This window comes from Intrasporangium sp., from assembly GCF_040414665.1.
In the GTDB taxonomy this organism is placed as follows: Bacteria; Actinomycetota; Actinomycetes; order Actinomycetales; family Dermatophilaceae; genus Intrasporangium.
Genome location: NZ_JBEDUL010000010.1, coordinates 65,076 through 79,282 on the forward strand (window position 1 = coordinate 65,076; position 14,207 = coordinate 79,282).

Consider the following 14,207-nt stretch of genomic DNA (forward strand, 5'->3'; position numbering starts at 1 on the left):
ACTCAGTGCTCCTCGAAGATGGTGGGAATGACGGGCTCGCCGCGCGAGAGCTGGGTCGCGGCTCGGGGCAGCTCCGCCCGCGACGCGGCATGGCGTTCGCGGGCCTCATGGATGTCCTGGTGGTCGATGACCGCACCATCGCGGACCAGCTCGACCATGAGCGGACGGTCGTTGCCGTCGTCGCGCGGCCGCTCCCCGATCCCGATCACCTCGGCCTCGGCGAGCCCCTTCGCGCCCAGGCGGCGCATCGCCCACTTGCGGCCGCCCTTCGACGCCTTGTCCTTGCTCTTCTTGGCGACTTTCTCCAGCTCACCGCTTGAGTTCTCGCGCTGGACGAGCTTGTAGACCATCGAAGCGGTCGGTGCCCCAGACCCCGTCACGAGGGCGGTGCCCACGCCGTACCCGCTCACGGGCGCGACCGCGAGGGCCGCGATCGCGTACTCGTCGAGGTCGGAGGTGACGATGATGCGCGTGTCCCGGTTGCCCGCGGCGTCGAGCTGTGCACGGACCTCCTGCGCCTGGATGAGCAGGTCGCCGGAGTCGAGCCGGACGGCGCCGAGCTCGGATCCGGCGATCTCCATGGCGAGGTCGACAGCGGTCCGCACGTCGTACGTGTCGACGAGGAGCGTCGTGCCCTTGCCGAGGGACTCGACCTGGGCGGTGAACGCGTCGCGTTCCGAGTCGTAGAGCAGGGTGAAGGAGTGCGCGGCCGTGCCGGCTGTCGGCACGCCGTGACGTCTCCCGGCCTCCAGGTTGCTCGTGGCGTCGAAGCCGGCGATGTAGGCCGCGCGCGCGGCAGCGACGGCAGACTCCTCGTGGGTGCGTCGCGCCCCCATCTCGATGCACGGCCGGCCGCCCGCCGCACAGGTCATCCGGGAGGCAGCCGATGCGATCGCCGTGTCGTGGTTGAGGACCGACAGGACCAGGGTCTCGAGAACGACCGCCTCGGCGAAGGTCGACTCGACGACGAGCACGGGGGAGTAGGGGAAGTAGACCTCGCCCTCGCGATAGCCGCTGACGGCGCCACTGAACCGGTAGGACGCGAGCCAGTCGATCGTCTCCTGGTTGACCACGTGCGTGTCCGAGAGGAACCGCAGCTCCGCCTCGCCGAAGCGGAACTGCTCGAGCGCCTCGAGGAACCGTCCCGTCCCCCCGACGACCCCGTAGCGGCGGCCGTCGGGCAGTCGCCGAGCGAACGCCTCGAAGACGCACCGGCGCTGGGCCTCCCCGGAGGCCAGTGCGGCCTGCACCATCGTCAGCTCGTAGTGGTCGGTCAGCAGTGCGGTGCTCACGCTGCCCAGCCTACGATCCCGCTCCGTGGCAGGGCGGTCATAGGGTGGACGCGTGATCCTGACGAGCATGTCCCTCGCGCCGGTGGCTCCCGTGCGCAGCCCGGATACGGAGGAGGCCACCGAGGAGGCCACGGGGACGGATGAGGTCGTCCTGCCGGACGTCCCCTGGGTCACCATCGTGTGGAACGACCCGGTCAACCTCATGACCTACGTGACCTGGGTCTTCGAGTCGTACTTCGGGTATCCCCGCCCCAAGGCGGAGAAGCTGATGATGGACGTCCACACCAAGGGCCGGGCGGTGGTGTCGAACGGCCCGCGCGAGTCGATGGAGCGGGACGCCGAGTCGCTCCAGGGCTACGGCCTGTGGGCGACCTTCGAGAAGGACGAATGATGGCCCGCGCCTTCCTCCCCGAGGACGGACGCTACGTCGCGCTCCTCGATGACACCGAGCGGTTCATGATCCACGGGCTCATGCAGCAGACCCGGATCGTCCTGTCCCCGGAGCTCGAGCCGACGGGGGATGTCTTCGCGGATGTCGTCGCCTCGATGGGCGTGTCCGTCGCCGCCCAGGACCACGTCGAGGCCGAGGAACGGGATCCGGCGCTCGACCGGTTGCTGCCCGATGCGCACCGCGGCGACGACAAGGTCGCTGCAGAGTTCCGACGCCTCACCGAGGAGGGACTGCGGCAGCGCAAGAGCGCGAACCTCGACGTCGCGATGGAGCGGCTCGCCGCAGCATCGGATGACGAGGTGGCGCTCGACGAGGCGGAGGCACCGGCGTTCCTCATGGCGTTGACCGACGTCCGCCTCCTGCTGGGTGAACGGATGGGCATGCGGACCGAGGAGGACGCCGAGCGCCTCCACGAAGCCATGGAGGTCATCGACGACGACGATCCACTCGGCTATGCGATGGCCTGGTACGACTTCCTCACCTGGCTCCAGGAGACGTTGACCCAAGCGCTCATGGATGGCGTCTGATATCTGTGTGACACAGAGAACGCGCAAGTCGCGGGTGGCCGGGGCCATTCGCACCTAGGCTCAGTCCGTGGAACTCACCATCGTCGGCTGCTCCGGGTCCTTCGCGGGCCCCGACTCGCCCGCATCGTGCTACCTCCTGCGGGCAGAGGCTGAGGGCCGCACGTGGAGCATCGTGCTCGACCTGGGCAACGGCGCGCTCGGAAACCTCCAGCGTCACATCGACCCGCTCACCGTCGACGCCGTGCTGATCAGCCATCTGCATGTCGACCACTTCATCGATCTCTGCGGCCTCTACGTCATGCTCAAGTACGTGCCGGGCGGGTCCGGTCGGGAGGACCTCCCGACCTATGGCCCGGAGGGACTCGGTGAGCACCTGTCCCACGCCTACGGCAACGAGGCCATCGAGGACGTTCCGGGGATCTTCGAGTTCCGCACCATCCGCGATCGGGAGCCGATCGTCCTGGGCCCGTTCACCATCACGCCGGTCGGCGTCAAACACACCATCGAGTCCTACGGCTTCCGGGTCGAGGTGGACGGCCGCACGCTCGTCTACACCGGCGACACCGATCTGTGTGACGCGCTGACGCCGCTGATGACCGGCGCGGACCTCGTGCTCGCCGACGCCGCCTTCGTGGACGGCCGCGACGAGACCCCTGGCATCCATCTCTCCGGCAGCCGCGCCGCCGAGGCGGCCGTCCGCGCCGGGGGAGTGCAGCGCCTCATGCTCACGCACATTCCCTCGTGGAACGATCCCGACGTCTGCTACGCGCAGGCCGCTGCCGTGTGGCCGGGTGAGGTGGAGGTCGCCAAGCCGGGTGCCACCTACGTCGTGTGACGCGATGTCGTATGCTGCTGAGCTCGGTCTTACGTCTTCGTGACGTCGCGCGCAGGCCGGGTCAGCGCGCGGCGCGCGGCCTACCGTTGAGGGATGGCTAGCCTTCAGGGCATGACTGCCACACGACATGACGGACGTGCCCCCGACGAGACCCGCCCGGTCCGGATCACCCGGGGCTGGCTCGACCACGCCGAGGGGAGCGTCCTCGTCGAGTTCGGGCGCACTCGGGTCCTCTGCGCCGCCTCGTTCACCGAGGGAGTGCCCCGCTGGCTCAAGGGAAAGGGCACCGGCTGGGTGACGGCCGAGTACGCCATGCTGCCGCGATCGACGAACACCCGATCCGACCGCGAGTCCGTCAAGGGCCGGATCGGCGGCCGCACGCACGAGATCTCCCGGCTCATCGGACGCAGCCTGCGCGCCGTCATCGACACGAAAGCCTTGGGGGAGAACACGATCATCCTCGACTGCGACGTCCTGCAGGCCGACGGCGGGACCCGGACGGCCGCCATCACCGGCGCCTACGTGGCACTGGCCGACGCCGTTGCGGATGCCCGGGCACGGGGCCTGATCGGCAAGAACGCGAAGCCCCTGACGGGGTCGGTCGCGGCGGTGTCGGTCGGCATCGTCGGCGGGCAGGCGGTCCTCGACCTCGACTACGAGGAGGACGTGACCGCTGGGACGGACATGAACGTCGTCATGACCGGTGACGGCCGCTACATCGAGGTGCAGGGCACCGCCGAGGGCCAGCCGTTCGAGCGAGCCCTTCTCGACGAGCTGCTCGAGCTGGCCGCCAGGGGATGTGCAGACCTCACCACCGCACAGCGCGCGGCTCTCGACTCGGGTGGCGAGGGGGCGGCCTCATGACGAAGGTCGTCCTCGCCACGCGCAACCACCACAAGGTCGAGGAGCTGCGCGAGATCCTCGCGGACGTCTGCGGCGAGCTCGACCTCGACATCGTCGGTCTCGACGAGTTCCCTGATGCACCCGACGTCGTCGAGGACGGTGTCACGTTCGACGAGAACGCGGTGCTCAAGGCGACATCGGCCGCGGAGACGACGGGGCTACCGGCGCTCGCGGATGACTCAGGGCTTGCCGTCGACGTGCTCGGAGGCGCGCCTGGCATCTTCAGCGCCCGCTGGTCCGGGAGCGCGGGGCCGGGAGCCGACCGGGCGAATCTCGAGCTGCTGCTCGCACAGCTCGGCGACGTGCGCGAGGAGCATCGGGGCGCGGCGTTCGTCTGTGCGGCCGCACTCGTCCTGCCGGATGGACGGTCCGCGGTCGAGACGGGCCGCTTCCCCGGCCGGGTCGCTCACGAGCCCCGGGGGACCGGCGGCTTCGGCTACGACCCCATCTTCGTCCCCGAGGAGCAGCCGGCTCCGGGCGAGTCGCGCACGCTCGCGGAGTACTCAGCGCAGGAGAAGAACGGTGTCTCACATCGGTTCCGCGCCTTCCGGGCGCTGGCGCCGCAGCTGAGGGAGCTGCTCCGCCCATGAGCTCGGCCAGCCCGACGGCACGCAACCCGGTCGCGAGCAGACCACCTGCGACGCAGCCGGTCCCGGCCTGGGCTGCTGCTGCGCACGGTCTTGTCGCCGGGCTGCTCACCGTTGGGCTCAGCACCCTCATCGCGGCGATCCTCGGGTGGCTCGGCGGGACCAGCGGCCAAGCCGCCCCGATCGCAGCGGTCAGCAGCGCGTTCATCGACCGCACCCCACCGTGGCTGAAGGACCTGGCGATTTCGGCCTTCGGCACGAACGACAAGCGGGCCCTCCTGGTCGGGGTCGTCATCGTGCTCGCCGTCCTCTGCGCCGTCATCGGCATCCTCGCGCGTACGAGGCTGACGGCGGCGCTCATCGCCTTCGGCGTGCTCGGGGGGGTCGGCGTCGCCGCGGTGCTCTCGCGGCCCGAAGCCTCGCTCGCCGACGCCGTTCCAACGGTGCTCGGTACCGCCGCGGGGCTGTGGTTCCTCAGCCGCGGCACCCGCTCGGCCGCGGCGACGGGCGCCGACAACCCGGCGCGACGCCTCCTGCTCGGGGCAGCGGTAGGCGGCTCAGCGGCATACGTCGGCTGGTTCCTCGGCGGCGACTCGGCGGCGGCCACGGCCTCCCGGGAGGCGATCGCCCGCGAGCCCGCCCGGGCAACGAAGATCCCGGTGCCGGCGGGCGCCGACCTCAAGGTCCCGGGAGCGACCCCGTTCGTCGTGCCCAACGACGACTTCTACCGGATCGACACCGCGATCATCGTGCCGCGGCTGAACGCCGACGAGTGGAGTCTCCGGGTCACGGGCATGGTGGAGCGGGAGGTCGCGCTCGACTGGAACGCCTTGCAGGACAAGCCGATGCACGAGGCGTTCGTGACGCTGACCTGCGTCTCCAACGAGGTCGGTGGGGACCTCGTCGGCAACGCCGTGTGGACCGGCTGGCCGGTGCGCGACCTGCTCGCACAGGCCGGCCCGCTGGCCGGGGCCGACATGGTGCTCCAGACGAGCGCCGACGGGTGGACGTGCGGGACGCCCCTGTCCGCCATGACAGACGGCCGCAACGCCCTGCTCGCCGTGCGCATGAACGGTGAGCCGCTCCCGTTCGAGCACGGCTTCCCGGTGCGGCTCGTCGTGCCGGGCCTCTACGGCTTTGTCTCCGCGTGCAAGTGGGTGACCGAGCTGAAGGTGACGACCTTCGCGAAGGACGTGGGCTACTGGACTCCGCGAGGATGGTCGGCCGAGGGGCCGATCAAGACGTCGTCACGGATCGACGTCCCCCGATCCGGGGCCACGGTGCCGGCGGGCCGGGTCGCGGTCGCCGGTGTGGCATGGGCGCAGCACCGGGGGATAGCCGAGGTGGAGGTTCAGGTCGACGACGGTCCGTGGACGCCGGCACGGTTGGCGGCCGACGCGAGCATCGACTCATGGCGCCAGTGGGTCCTCGACTGGGACGCGACGCCGGGCAGTCACACGCTTCGCGTGCGCGCGAGGGACCTGACCGGCGCGCTGCAGTCCGCCGTCGCACGACCCCCGGCGCCCAACGGGGCGGAGGGCCTGCACACGGTGACCGTGCGCGTCGACTGAGGGCTCCCCGTCAGGGGTCCGTCGCTCCTCCACCGACGATCGCCTCCGCCTCGATCTCGACGAGGAGGTCGGGGTGGATGAGCGCCGAGACCTCGAGCATGGAGGCGGCGGGCCGGACGTCCCGGAAGATCTCACCGTGCGCTCGGCCGTACTCCTCCCACCGGGAGATGTCGGTGACGAACATCCGAGTGCGGACCACGTCGGCCGGCGTGGCGCCGAGCTCGGCCAGGGCAGCGATCACGATCTCGAGCGCCACCCTGGTCTGGGTGTAGGGGTTCCCGGCGCCGACGACCTGTCCGTCCCGGACGGCGGTGGTGCCGGACACGTGGACCGTGTCGCCGACCCGAACCGCACGTGAGTAGCCGACGAGGTCCTCCCATGGACTGCTCGTGCTCACCCGCTCCCGCATGCCGTCAGCCTAGGCAACTAGGCTGGGCCCCGGCGCCCAAGGTCAGGGGAGCCGCCAGACATGCGGTAGGCGGACGTGGTGGAACTGGTAGACACGCAGGATTTAGGTTCCTGTGCCATCGGCGTGCGGGTTCGAGTCCCGCCGTCCGCACTCCAGTGAACGATCCCGACGAAGGAGACCCCGTGAGCGACCGACTCGAGCCGGGCGACCAGGCCCCCGACTTCACGCTTCCCGACGACACCGGCGCATCCGTGAGCCTTCGTGACTTTCGCGGCCGGAAGGTGATCGTCTACTTCTACCCCGCAGCGATGACGCCGGGCTGCACGAAGCAGGCCTGCGACTTCAGCGAGTCGCTCGAGTCGCTCCGGCGGGACGGCTACGAGGTCGTCGGGATCAGCAAGGACAAGCCGGCCAAGCTGGCGACGTTCCGCGAGCGTGACGCGCTGACCATTCCCCTGCTGTCCGACGAGTCCCTCGACGTCCACCGTGCCTACGGCGCCTACGGCGAGAAGAAGCTGTACGGCAAGACGATGGAGGGCGTGATCCGCTCGACGTTCGTCATCGACGAGGACGGCGTGGTCTCGCACGCCCTGTACAACGTCAAGGCCACCGGTCATGTCGCGAAGCTCCGACGGGACCTCGGCATCGCGGCCTGACGCCTGCTGGGACCTGCCGGGACTAGAGTCGACACCAGCCTGCCGAAAGGACGCGTCATGACCGACACCGCACGGATCGAGAGGGACATCGAGGCCGCTCGGGCCCGCCTCGAGGGGACCGTCAACGAGCTCGCCTACCGGGCGCAGCCCCAGGTCATCGCGCAGCGCCAGGTGCAGAGCCTCAAGCTCCGCCTCAATGAGGCGACGCACACGCCCGATGGCAGCCTCCGGGTCGAGCGGGTGGCGGCGGCCGCGGCCGCCGTCGTCGCCTTCGTCGTCGTGGTCGGACTGCTTCGCCGCCGCCGGCGCCGCTGACTCCGGCCCACCCGGCGACCAGCACCCACATGGCCAAGAGCACGTCGACGAGCGGGTCGGCAGCGTCCAAGCTGCCGATCCGCATGCTGCACGACCGACTCCTCGTCAGCCTCGAGCGCGAGGGTGAGCGTCGCAGCGGCGGCGGCATCCTCATCCCTGCGACGGCGTCGGTCGGCCGCCGGCTCGTCTGGGCCCAGGTCGTCGCCACCGGTCCGAACGTCAGGCAGGTCCAGCTCGGGGACCGGGTCCTCTTCGATCCGGAGGAGCGGGCCGAGGTGGAGCTGCAGGGAAAGGACTACGCGCTGCTGCGCGAGCGGGACATCCACGCCGTCGCAGCCTCCCGCATCGACGACGGCCAGACCGGCCTCTACCTCTGACCGGGGCCGGACGTCAGTCGATGAGCTGCCCGGATGGACGCTCGCGCCGACGGTCCAGCGCCTTGATCGCCTCGACGACGAGGAAGATGACGAGGGCGAGCACCGAGGTCAGCGCCCACTCGCGTACCCCGATCGGAGCGACGCCGAACAGCACCTGCAGCGCTGGTACGTAGAGGAAGACGAGCTGCAGCGCGATCAGGGCGAGCGCCGACCACCACAGGGCGCTGTTGCCGCGCAGCACGTCGAGGGTCAGGCTCGAGCGGTCGAGGAACCGGCAGCTGAACAGGTAGGCGAGCTGGCCCAGCGCCAGCATCGTCACCGCTGCGGCCTGGGCGCCGGGCAGAGCGACGCCGTGGCTCTGCTCGAAGGCGAACACCGCCCAGGTGGTGCCGCCGATGAGTACCGAGACGAGCAGGATCCGCCGGAGGAACGCTGGGGTGAGCAGCGGCGCGCTCGGGTCTCGTGGCGGACGCTCCATGGCGCCGGGTTCGCGAGGCTCGCTCGCGAGGGGCAGCGACAGGGTCACCGAGGTGACCATGTTGATCCACAGCACCTGGGTCGGCTCGAGGGGCAGCGTCTGGCCCAGGAGCACGGCGGCGATGATCACGAGCGACTGGGCGCCGTTGGTGGGCAGCAGGAACAACACCGCCTTGCGGATGTTGTCGTAGATGCGACGACCCTCCGCGACTGCTTGCTCGATGGTCGTGAAGTTGTCGTCGGCGAGGACGACGTCGGCTGCCTCCTTGGTGGCCTCCGTGCCCTTGATGCCCATCGCGACGCCGACGTCGGCCTGGGTGAGCGCCGGCGCGTCGTTGACCCCGTCGCCGGTCATCGCCACGACCTCCCCGTGTGCCTGCAGGGCGCGCACGATGCGGAGCTTGTGCTCGGGGCTGGTGCGCGCGTAGACGTGCACGTCGCGCACGACCTCGCGCAGTCGGCCGTCGTCCATCGCCTCGAGCTCGACCCCCGTGAGGGCAGGCGCCTCGTCGCCGGTGACGATGCCCATCTCCTGCGCGATCGACACCGCGGTGCCGACGTGGTCGCCGGTGATCATGGTGACCGCGATGCCCGCCGCGCGCGCCTCGGCGATCGCGTCGATCGCCTCGGGCCGGGGCGGGTCGACGATCCCGACGATACCGAGGAAGGTCAGGTTCCGGGGGCCCTCTGCCTCAAGGGAGTCCATGGCCGGATCGGCATCGGCGCGGGCGGCGGCCAGCACCCGAAGGCCCTGCCCGCCGAGAGCTGCGACCTCGGCGTCCCAGAAGTCCGGGTCATAGGGCTCGAGCCCGTCCGCGGCTCGTTGATCGGTGCACCGGGCCGCGATGGCGTCGATCGCCCCCTTGACCAGGACGTGACGGGCACCGGCCGGGTCCTGCACGAGCGTGGCCATGTACTTGGTCGCCGACTCGAACGGGATCTCCGCCAGGCGCCGCCAGCCCTCGCCGTCGACGCCCGATTTCCGACCCAGCACGAGCACCGCTCCCTCGGTGGGCTCTCCGACCAGGTGCCACCCGCCGTCCCGCTCCACGAGGTGCGCGTCATTGCACAGCGCCATCGCCTCCCCCAGGGCGAGCAGGTCGGCGGCGGCCCCTGCCGGGTGCCCGTCGAGTGTGATCAGACCAACCGGTGCGTAGCCGACACCGTCGACGGAGTACTCGCGGTCCAGCGTGCGCACGACGCGGACCGTCATCTCGTTCTGGGTCAGCGTTCCGGTCTTGTCCGAGCAGATCGTGCTCACCGAGCCCAGCGTCTCGACGGCGGCCATGTGCCGGATGATTGCGCGGCGGCGCGCCAGCTGCTGCACGCCGAGGGCAAGCGTGATGGTGACGAGGGCCGGCAGGCCCTCGGGGATGGCGGCGACGGCAAAGCCGATCGCGGCAGAGGCGAGCGCCCCGCCGGTCATCCCGTGCACCAGCCAGCCGAACAGCGTCATCACTGCCGCGAGGGCGAGGATGAGCACCACGAGGCGACGCCCGAATCTGTTGAGCGTGCGCGCCAGCGGGGTCTCCACCGACTCCGCTTCGCTCATCATCGTCTGGATGCGGCCGATCTCGGTGTTCGTCCCGGTGGCGACGACCACGGCGGATCCGGCGCCCGCGACGACCAGGGTTCCGGAGAAGACCATGCACCTGCGGTCCCCGACGTTCGCCGCGACGCTCACCGGAGCCGGGTCCTTGGCCGCGGCCACCGACTCGCCGGTGAGCGCCGACTCCTCCACCTGGAGGTTGACGGCATCGAGGAGGCGGGCGTCCGCCGGCACCCGGTCGCCCGGGCGCAGGCGCACGACGTCGCCTGGAACCAGGGTCTCGGCGTCGACGTCTGTCCAGGCGCCGTCGCGCAGTGCGTGCGCCCGCACCGACAGCATGCCCCTGATGGCGTCGAGCGCCCGTTCGGCTCGGCCCTGTTGGATCACCCCGATGGCCGTGTTGATGATGGCCACGGCGAGAATGACCGAGGCGTCGATCCACTCGCGCATGACGGCCTTGACCGCAGCCGAGACGAGCAGGACGACGATGAGGACGTCATCGAGGTGGGCCACCAGGCGCCGCCACCACGGATCACGCGGTGGCGCGGGGAGCCGGTTCGGGCCGGTGGTCTCCAGACGGGTGGATGCTTCGTCGGCGCTGAGCCCGCTTGCGTGGGCTCCGAGCACGTCGAGAACGTCCTGCGGCGTCTGCGCCCACGGTGCCTCCACCCGAGTGCCTCTCCGATCGCAGTGGACTCTCACCTCCGATCATGGCAGGGCAACGATGACAATCGGGTGCTGCGCGGTCGTCGGCTCGCGGTAGTCGCTACCCTCAGCCTCCGGTGCTGCCTGGGGTCGAGGACGGGGACAGCGTCGTCGTCTGCGTCACGGTGGCCGTGACCGTCGGCTTCTCCTTCGACTTCTTTACTGCCTGCTCCAGCGCGGAGACGGTTGCGGCGTCGACCTTTCCCGTCTCCGGGACGCCCAGGTCGTGCTGCAAGGTCGTCAGCGCGTCCGTCAGCGCCGGCGTCCACTGGCCGTCCACTGGTCCGTCCCAGTAGCCGGCCAGCTTCAGTGTCTGCTGGAGGGCCGCGGTCGAGGCCACGGACGCCTCCGCGGCCGCGCCGCCCTTGGCCGCCAGGTCCGACCGGAGCGCTGCCTCGGTGGCCTTGTCCAGCGTTCCGGTCACCGGCAGGCCGTGCGCTTTCTGGAGCGCCTCGACGGCAGCGGTCGTCGTCGGGCCGTAGACACCATCGACCTTGCCGGTGTAGTACCCGGCATCGGTCAGGTCCTGCTGCAACGCGGCCGTGTAGTCGTGGACTGCGGCGGCGGCCTTCTCCTGCTGCGGCTCGGTCAGGCAGCCGGCCGCGGCATACAGCTGCAGCCAGGCCATCTCGAGCGCGACAGCGGCGGCGTTGAACTGCTGCGAGGCCCGACGCAGCGGGCTGTCGTCCGAGATGGCGCCCTGCGCCGTCGCGAACTCGCTCTCCGCCTGCTGCACTCGAGTCACCGTCTCGCTGGGCACTGTTGGCGTCGGCGTCGGCACTTTTGTTGAGGGTGATGTCGAGGGAGGCGCTGTCCCGCCGGTCGCCGATGCCCGGGCGGCGGCGAGCTCGGCCTGCGCGGCGGCGAGCTCCTGCTCGGCCGCGGCCACGGCTTGGTGTGCCTCGACGGCTGCCTGTCCGGCGGACGCCGTCTCCTGGCTCGGCTGCTTCAGATCACGTCCCGCCGTCGTCACGTCACCGACAGTGGGCGCGGTCTGGTTGAGGATGTCGCCGTACCGGTCCAGGGCGGTGATGTAGTCGGCGCTCTCGGTGCAGAACGTCGCGCTCGCGGCGGTGGCTGCCGCCTTCGCGTCATCGACGGCCCTCTGCTTCGCGGCCACGTTCGCCTCGGCGGCTTGCACGGGCGTGTCGCCGCCTGTGTTGCAGCCGACAATGAGGCACAGGGCAGCAACCAGACTCACGCCGAGCCAATACGTCCCGCGGCGGGGGGATCCCGAGGACCTGTGCCCCCAGCGATCGGCAGACATGAGCGCCCTCCTCCTGCATGGAGCACGGGCTGAGTGCGCCGGACTCCCGTGGTCGCAACGTAGTCGTTGCACGGGCCAAGGGCGTTCACCCCTTCCGGGTGAAACCTTCCGCTGCACTCCGCGATAGGCGCTCGCCCGAAAGGGGTGAGGCGATGGCAATTGTTCCCACTTACCGTGCCCTCATGAGCGATGTCGAGGTCACCACACGCACCGGCGGAGTCCTCGCAGCGACGTGCCTTTCGACGCTGGTCGTCAACGCCAATACCTCGGCCGTGAGCATCCTGCTGCCGGCGATCAGCGAGGACACCGGGACGAGCGTCACGACCCTCCAGTGGGCGGTCACCGGATATTCGCTCGTGGGCGCTGCCGTGATCGTCACGTCGGGCTCGTTGGGCGACGTCTTCGGACGCAAGCGTGTGTTCCAGCTCGGCCTGCTGCTGTTCGTGGCGTCCTGCGTGCTGATCGCGCTCTCGTCGTCGGGTGGGATGGTCATCGCCGGCCGGTTCATCCAGGGAGCCGCCGGATCCACGATCCTGGCCTGTGGGCTCAGTCTTCTCTCGGTGGCCAACAGCGGTGAAGCGCAGTTGCGCGCGGTCTCGTTGTGGGGCGCGGCCGCGGCCGTCGGCGCGGCTGCGGGGCCGCTGCTCGGCGGAGTGCTCGTTGGCATCACCGGGTGGCAGGGCCTCTTCTGGGTCGACGCCGTCATCGCCGCGGTGTGCATCGTGCTGACCTACTTCACGGTGTCCGAGTCGCGGGATCCCAGCCGGTCCCGCTCCATCGACTACGCCGGTAGCGTGCTGGTCGCTCTGACTCTCGCACCGCTCATCCTGGCCCTGAGCAAGGGAAGCGAGTGGGGTTGGGGCTCGCTCGCGACCATCGGGTGCTTCGTCGTGTCCATCGTCGCGGGCTATCTCTTCGTCGTCGTCGAACGTCGGGTGGAGGTTCCTCTGCTGGACCTGGCTCTGCTGCGCAACCGGATCCTCGTCGGGGCAACCATCGCGATCCTCATCGGAGCCGGGACGATCAACGGCCTGATGTACCTGCTGAGCCTGTACTTCCAGAACCCCGCCACGCTGGGCTTCAGCCCGCTCCAGGCGGGCATCGCCACACTTCCCGCCACGGTGGGCCTCGTCGTGATCGCGGCGTTCGTCCCCAAGCTGGCCTCGCGCTTCGGCGGCAGGCAGGTCATCGGTCTCGGCTTCCTCGTGACCGCAGTGGGATTCGCGGCTGTCGGCCTTGTCCAGTCGGATTGGAGGTACGGCGCCTTCGTTCTCCCGCTCATCGCCATCGCCGTCGGCATGGGCCTGTCCAATGGCCCCGCCTCCTCCGCCTCGACGGCGTGTGTCTCTGCGAACGAGGTCGGAGCCGCCTCGGGGATCTCGAACATGGCTCGCTATGTCGGGGCGGCCGTCGCGACCGCTCTCGCCGCCTCGATCTACGGCGCCGTGATCGCCGACCGGACCGCCGAGGGGGCATCCACCGGCGATGCCCTCGCCTCCGGCCTCGGCGCGGCGTCGTGGGTCATGGCCGGCTTCAGCGTCGCGGGGCTGCTCATGGCGGTCCTGATGGGGCGGCACAAGACCGCACGCGGCACGGTGCAGGACGCGGCGTCGTCAGCGGCGGCTCCGTTGCACACGCTTCCCACCTCGGCCACGCCGGCGCCGCAGACAGCCTGATCTGGACGTCAGGCTGCCCGCGTGCCGGTGCACTCTGGCATCACGCACCCGGGCGTGCCTGCGGCCCCGCCCGGGTGGGGCCGCGACCCTGGGCGTGCCTGTGGCCCCGCCGTTGCTGGCGGGGTCCGGGGCGGTGGAGCTAGACGTGCCAGGTGACGGTGGTGGCGGTGACGGTGGCGGTCAGCTCGTGGCGGTGCACGTGGGTGTGGTGGCGCCGGCACAGCAGGGCCGTGTTGAGCAGGCTGGTCCTGCCGCCGGCCCACCAGTGCCGCACGTGGTGCGCGTCGGTCCACGCCGCGGGGATGGTGCAGCCGGGGAAGGAGCAGCCTTGGTCGCGCTGCCAGAGCGCGGCCCGCAGGCCCTTGGTGACCAGCCGCCGGGTCCGGCCCACGTCCAGCGGCTCACCCGCGGTGCCCAGCACCATCGGGATGATCGCGGCGTCGCACGCCAGCCGGCGCACCGTGTCGACCGAGAGCACGTCCCCGGACAGGGCCGCCCCGGTGCCGCGCAGCGTCCCGGCGAGCACGTCGTGCTCGACGGTGACGACCAGCTTGGCCTTGTCGGTGACCGGCAGCCCGTCCGCGGCGGCGACGCCGCGGGCGACGACCTC

15 protein-coding genes and 1 tRNA gene are annotated in these 14,207 nt (G+C 70.6%); 11 read left to right on the forward strand and 5 right to left on the reverse strand.

The annotated features are described in order from the left end of the window. Window positions 1–2: 2 nt before the first annotated feature. Complete coding sequence (locus tag ABF401_RS01225) at window positions 3–1,253, reverse strand: nicotinate phosphoribosyltransferase (protein WP_502908174.1); 1,251 nt, start codon at window positions 1,251–1,253, stop codon at window positions 3–5. Between the two features lie 106 nt (window positions 1,254–1,359). Between ABF401_RS01225 and clpS the strand changes: the two genes are divergently transcribed. The 6 genes from clpS (at window position 1,360) to ABF401_RS01255 (ending at window position 6,166) form a co-directional block, all read left to right on the forward strand. Next, the gene (clpS, locus tag ABF401_RS01230; RefSeq protein WP_502908175.1) at window positions 1,360–1,683 is read left to right on the forward strand and encodes an ATP-dependent Clp protease adapter ClpS; all 324 of its coding nucleotides are present in this window, start codon (window positions 1,360–1,362) and stop codon (window positions 1,681–1,683) included. Beyond that, entirely contained in the window at window positions 1,683–2,270 is a 588-nt protein-coding gene (locus ABF401_RS01235; protein ID WP_353507709.1) for a DUF2017 domain-containing protein, read from the forward strand. The genes clpS and ABF401_RS01235 overlap by 1 nt, the downstream gene beginning before the upstream one ends. Window positions 2,271–2,337: 67 nt before the next feature. Beyond that, window positions 2,338–3,105, forward strand: coding sequence for an MBL fold metallo-hydrolase (locus tag ABF401_RS01240; protein ID WP_353507710.1), 768 nt, complete (start codon window positions 2,338–2,340; stop codon window positions 3,103–3,105). A gap of 111 nt (window positions 3,106–3,216) precedes the next feature. After that, window positions 3,217–3,969, forward strand: a complete 753-nt coding sequence (gene rph, locus ABF401_RS01245) for a ribonuclease PH (RefSeq protein WP_353507711.1) — start codon at window positions 3,217–3,219, stop codon at window positions 3,967–3,969. Next, the gene (gene rdgB / locus ABF401_RS01250) at window positions 3,966–4,598 is read left to right on the forward strand and encodes an RdgB/HAM1 family non-canonical purine NTP pyrophosphatase (RefSeq protein ID WP_353507712.1); all 633 of its coding nucleotides are present in this window, start codon (window positions 3,966–3,968) and stop codon (window positions 4,596–4,598) included. Before rph ends, rdgB begins: the two co-directional genes overlap by 4 nt. Continuing rightward, window positions 4,595–6,166 (forward strand): molybdopterin-dependent oxidoreductase, encoded by a 1,572-nt coding sequence (locus tag ABF401_RS01255; RefSeq protein WP_353507713.1) that lies wholly within the window; start codon window positions 4,595–4,597, stop codon window positions 6,164–6,166. The genes rdgB and ABF401_RS01255 overlap by 4 nt, the downstream gene beginning before the upstream one ends. A gap of 10 nt (window positions 6,167–6,176) precedes the next feature. On the opposite strand, the gene ABF401_RS01260 is transcribed toward ABF401_RS01255, so the two are convergent. Then, window positions 6,177–6,575, reverse strand: a complete 399-nt coding sequence (locus ABF401_RS01260; protein ID WP_353507714.1) for a RidA family protein — start codon at window positions 6,573–6,575, stop codon at window positions 6,177–6,179. A 69-nt stretch (window positions 6,576–6,644) separates the two neighbouring features. On the opposite strand from ABF401_RS01260, the gene ABF401_RS01265 reads away from it, so the two are divergent. The 4 genes from ABF401_RS01265 (at window position 6,645) to ABF401_RS01280 (ending at window position 7,923) form a co-directional block, all read left to right on the forward strand. Further along, window positions 6,645–6,725: transfer RNA gene (locus tag ABF401_RS01265), tRNA-Leu, on the forward strand. A gap of 32 nt (window positions 6,726–6,757) precedes the next feature. Next, the gene (gene bcp, locus ABF401_RS01270) at window positions 6,758–7,231 is read left to right on the forward strand and encodes a thioredoxin-dependent thiol peroxidase (RefSeq protein WP_353507715.1); all 474 of its coding nucleotides are present in this window, start codon (window positions 6,758–6,760) and stop codon (window positions 7,229–7,231) included. Between the two features lie 57 nt (window positions 7,232–7,288). After that, window positions 7,289–7,546, forward strand: a complete 258-nt coding sequence (locus ABF401_RS01275; protein ID WP_353507716.1) for a DUF3618 domain-containing protein — start codon at window positions 7,289–7,291, stop codon at window positions 7,544–7,546. Between the two features lie 29 nt (window positions 7,547–7,575). Next, on the forward strand, window positions 7,576–7,923 hold the full coding sequence (locus tag ABF401_RS01280; RefSeq protein ID WP_353507717.1) for a GroES family chaperonin: 348 nt from the start codon (window positions 7,576–7,578) through the stop codon (window positions 7,921–7,923). A gap of 13 nt (window positions 7,924–7,936) precedes the next feature. On the opposite strand, the gene ABF401_RS01285 is transcribed toward ABF401_RS01280, so the two are convergent. Together ABF401_RS01285 and ABF401_RS01290 are read right to left on the reverse strand one after the other, a co-directional pair. Next, entirely contained in the window at window positions 7,937–10,618 is a 2,682-nt protein-coding gene (locus ABF401_RS01285; protein ID WP_353507718.1) for a cation-translocating P-type ATPase, read from the reverse strand. Between the two features lie 103 nt (window positions 10,619–10,721). Then, window positions 10,722–11,855: a peptidoglycan-binding domain-containing protein gene (locus ABF401_RS01290; RefSeq protein ID WP_353507719.1), complete on the reverse strand. Its 1,134-nt coding sequence runs from the start codon at window positions 11,853–11,855 to the stop codon at window positions 10,722–10,724. 248 nt (window positions 11,856–12,103) lie between these two features. Here ABF401_RS01290 and ABF401_RS01295 point away from each other — a divergent pair, with 248 nt between their 5' ends. After that, the gene (locus tag ABF401_RS01295; protein WP_353507720.1) at window positions 12,104–13,597 is read left to right on the forward strand and encodes an MFS transporter; all 1,494 of its coding nucleotides are present in this window, start codon (window positions 12,104–12,106) and stop codon (window positions 13,595–13,597) included. A gap of 139 nt (window positions 13,598–13,736) precedes the next feature. Here ABF401_RS01295 and ABF401_RS01300 read toward each other — a convergent pair. Further along, window positions 13,737–14,207, reverse strand: a 471-nt coding sequence (locus ABF401_RS01300; RefSeq protein WP_353507721.1) for an HNH endonuclease signature motif containing protein, incomplete at its 5' end; no start/stop codon positions are given.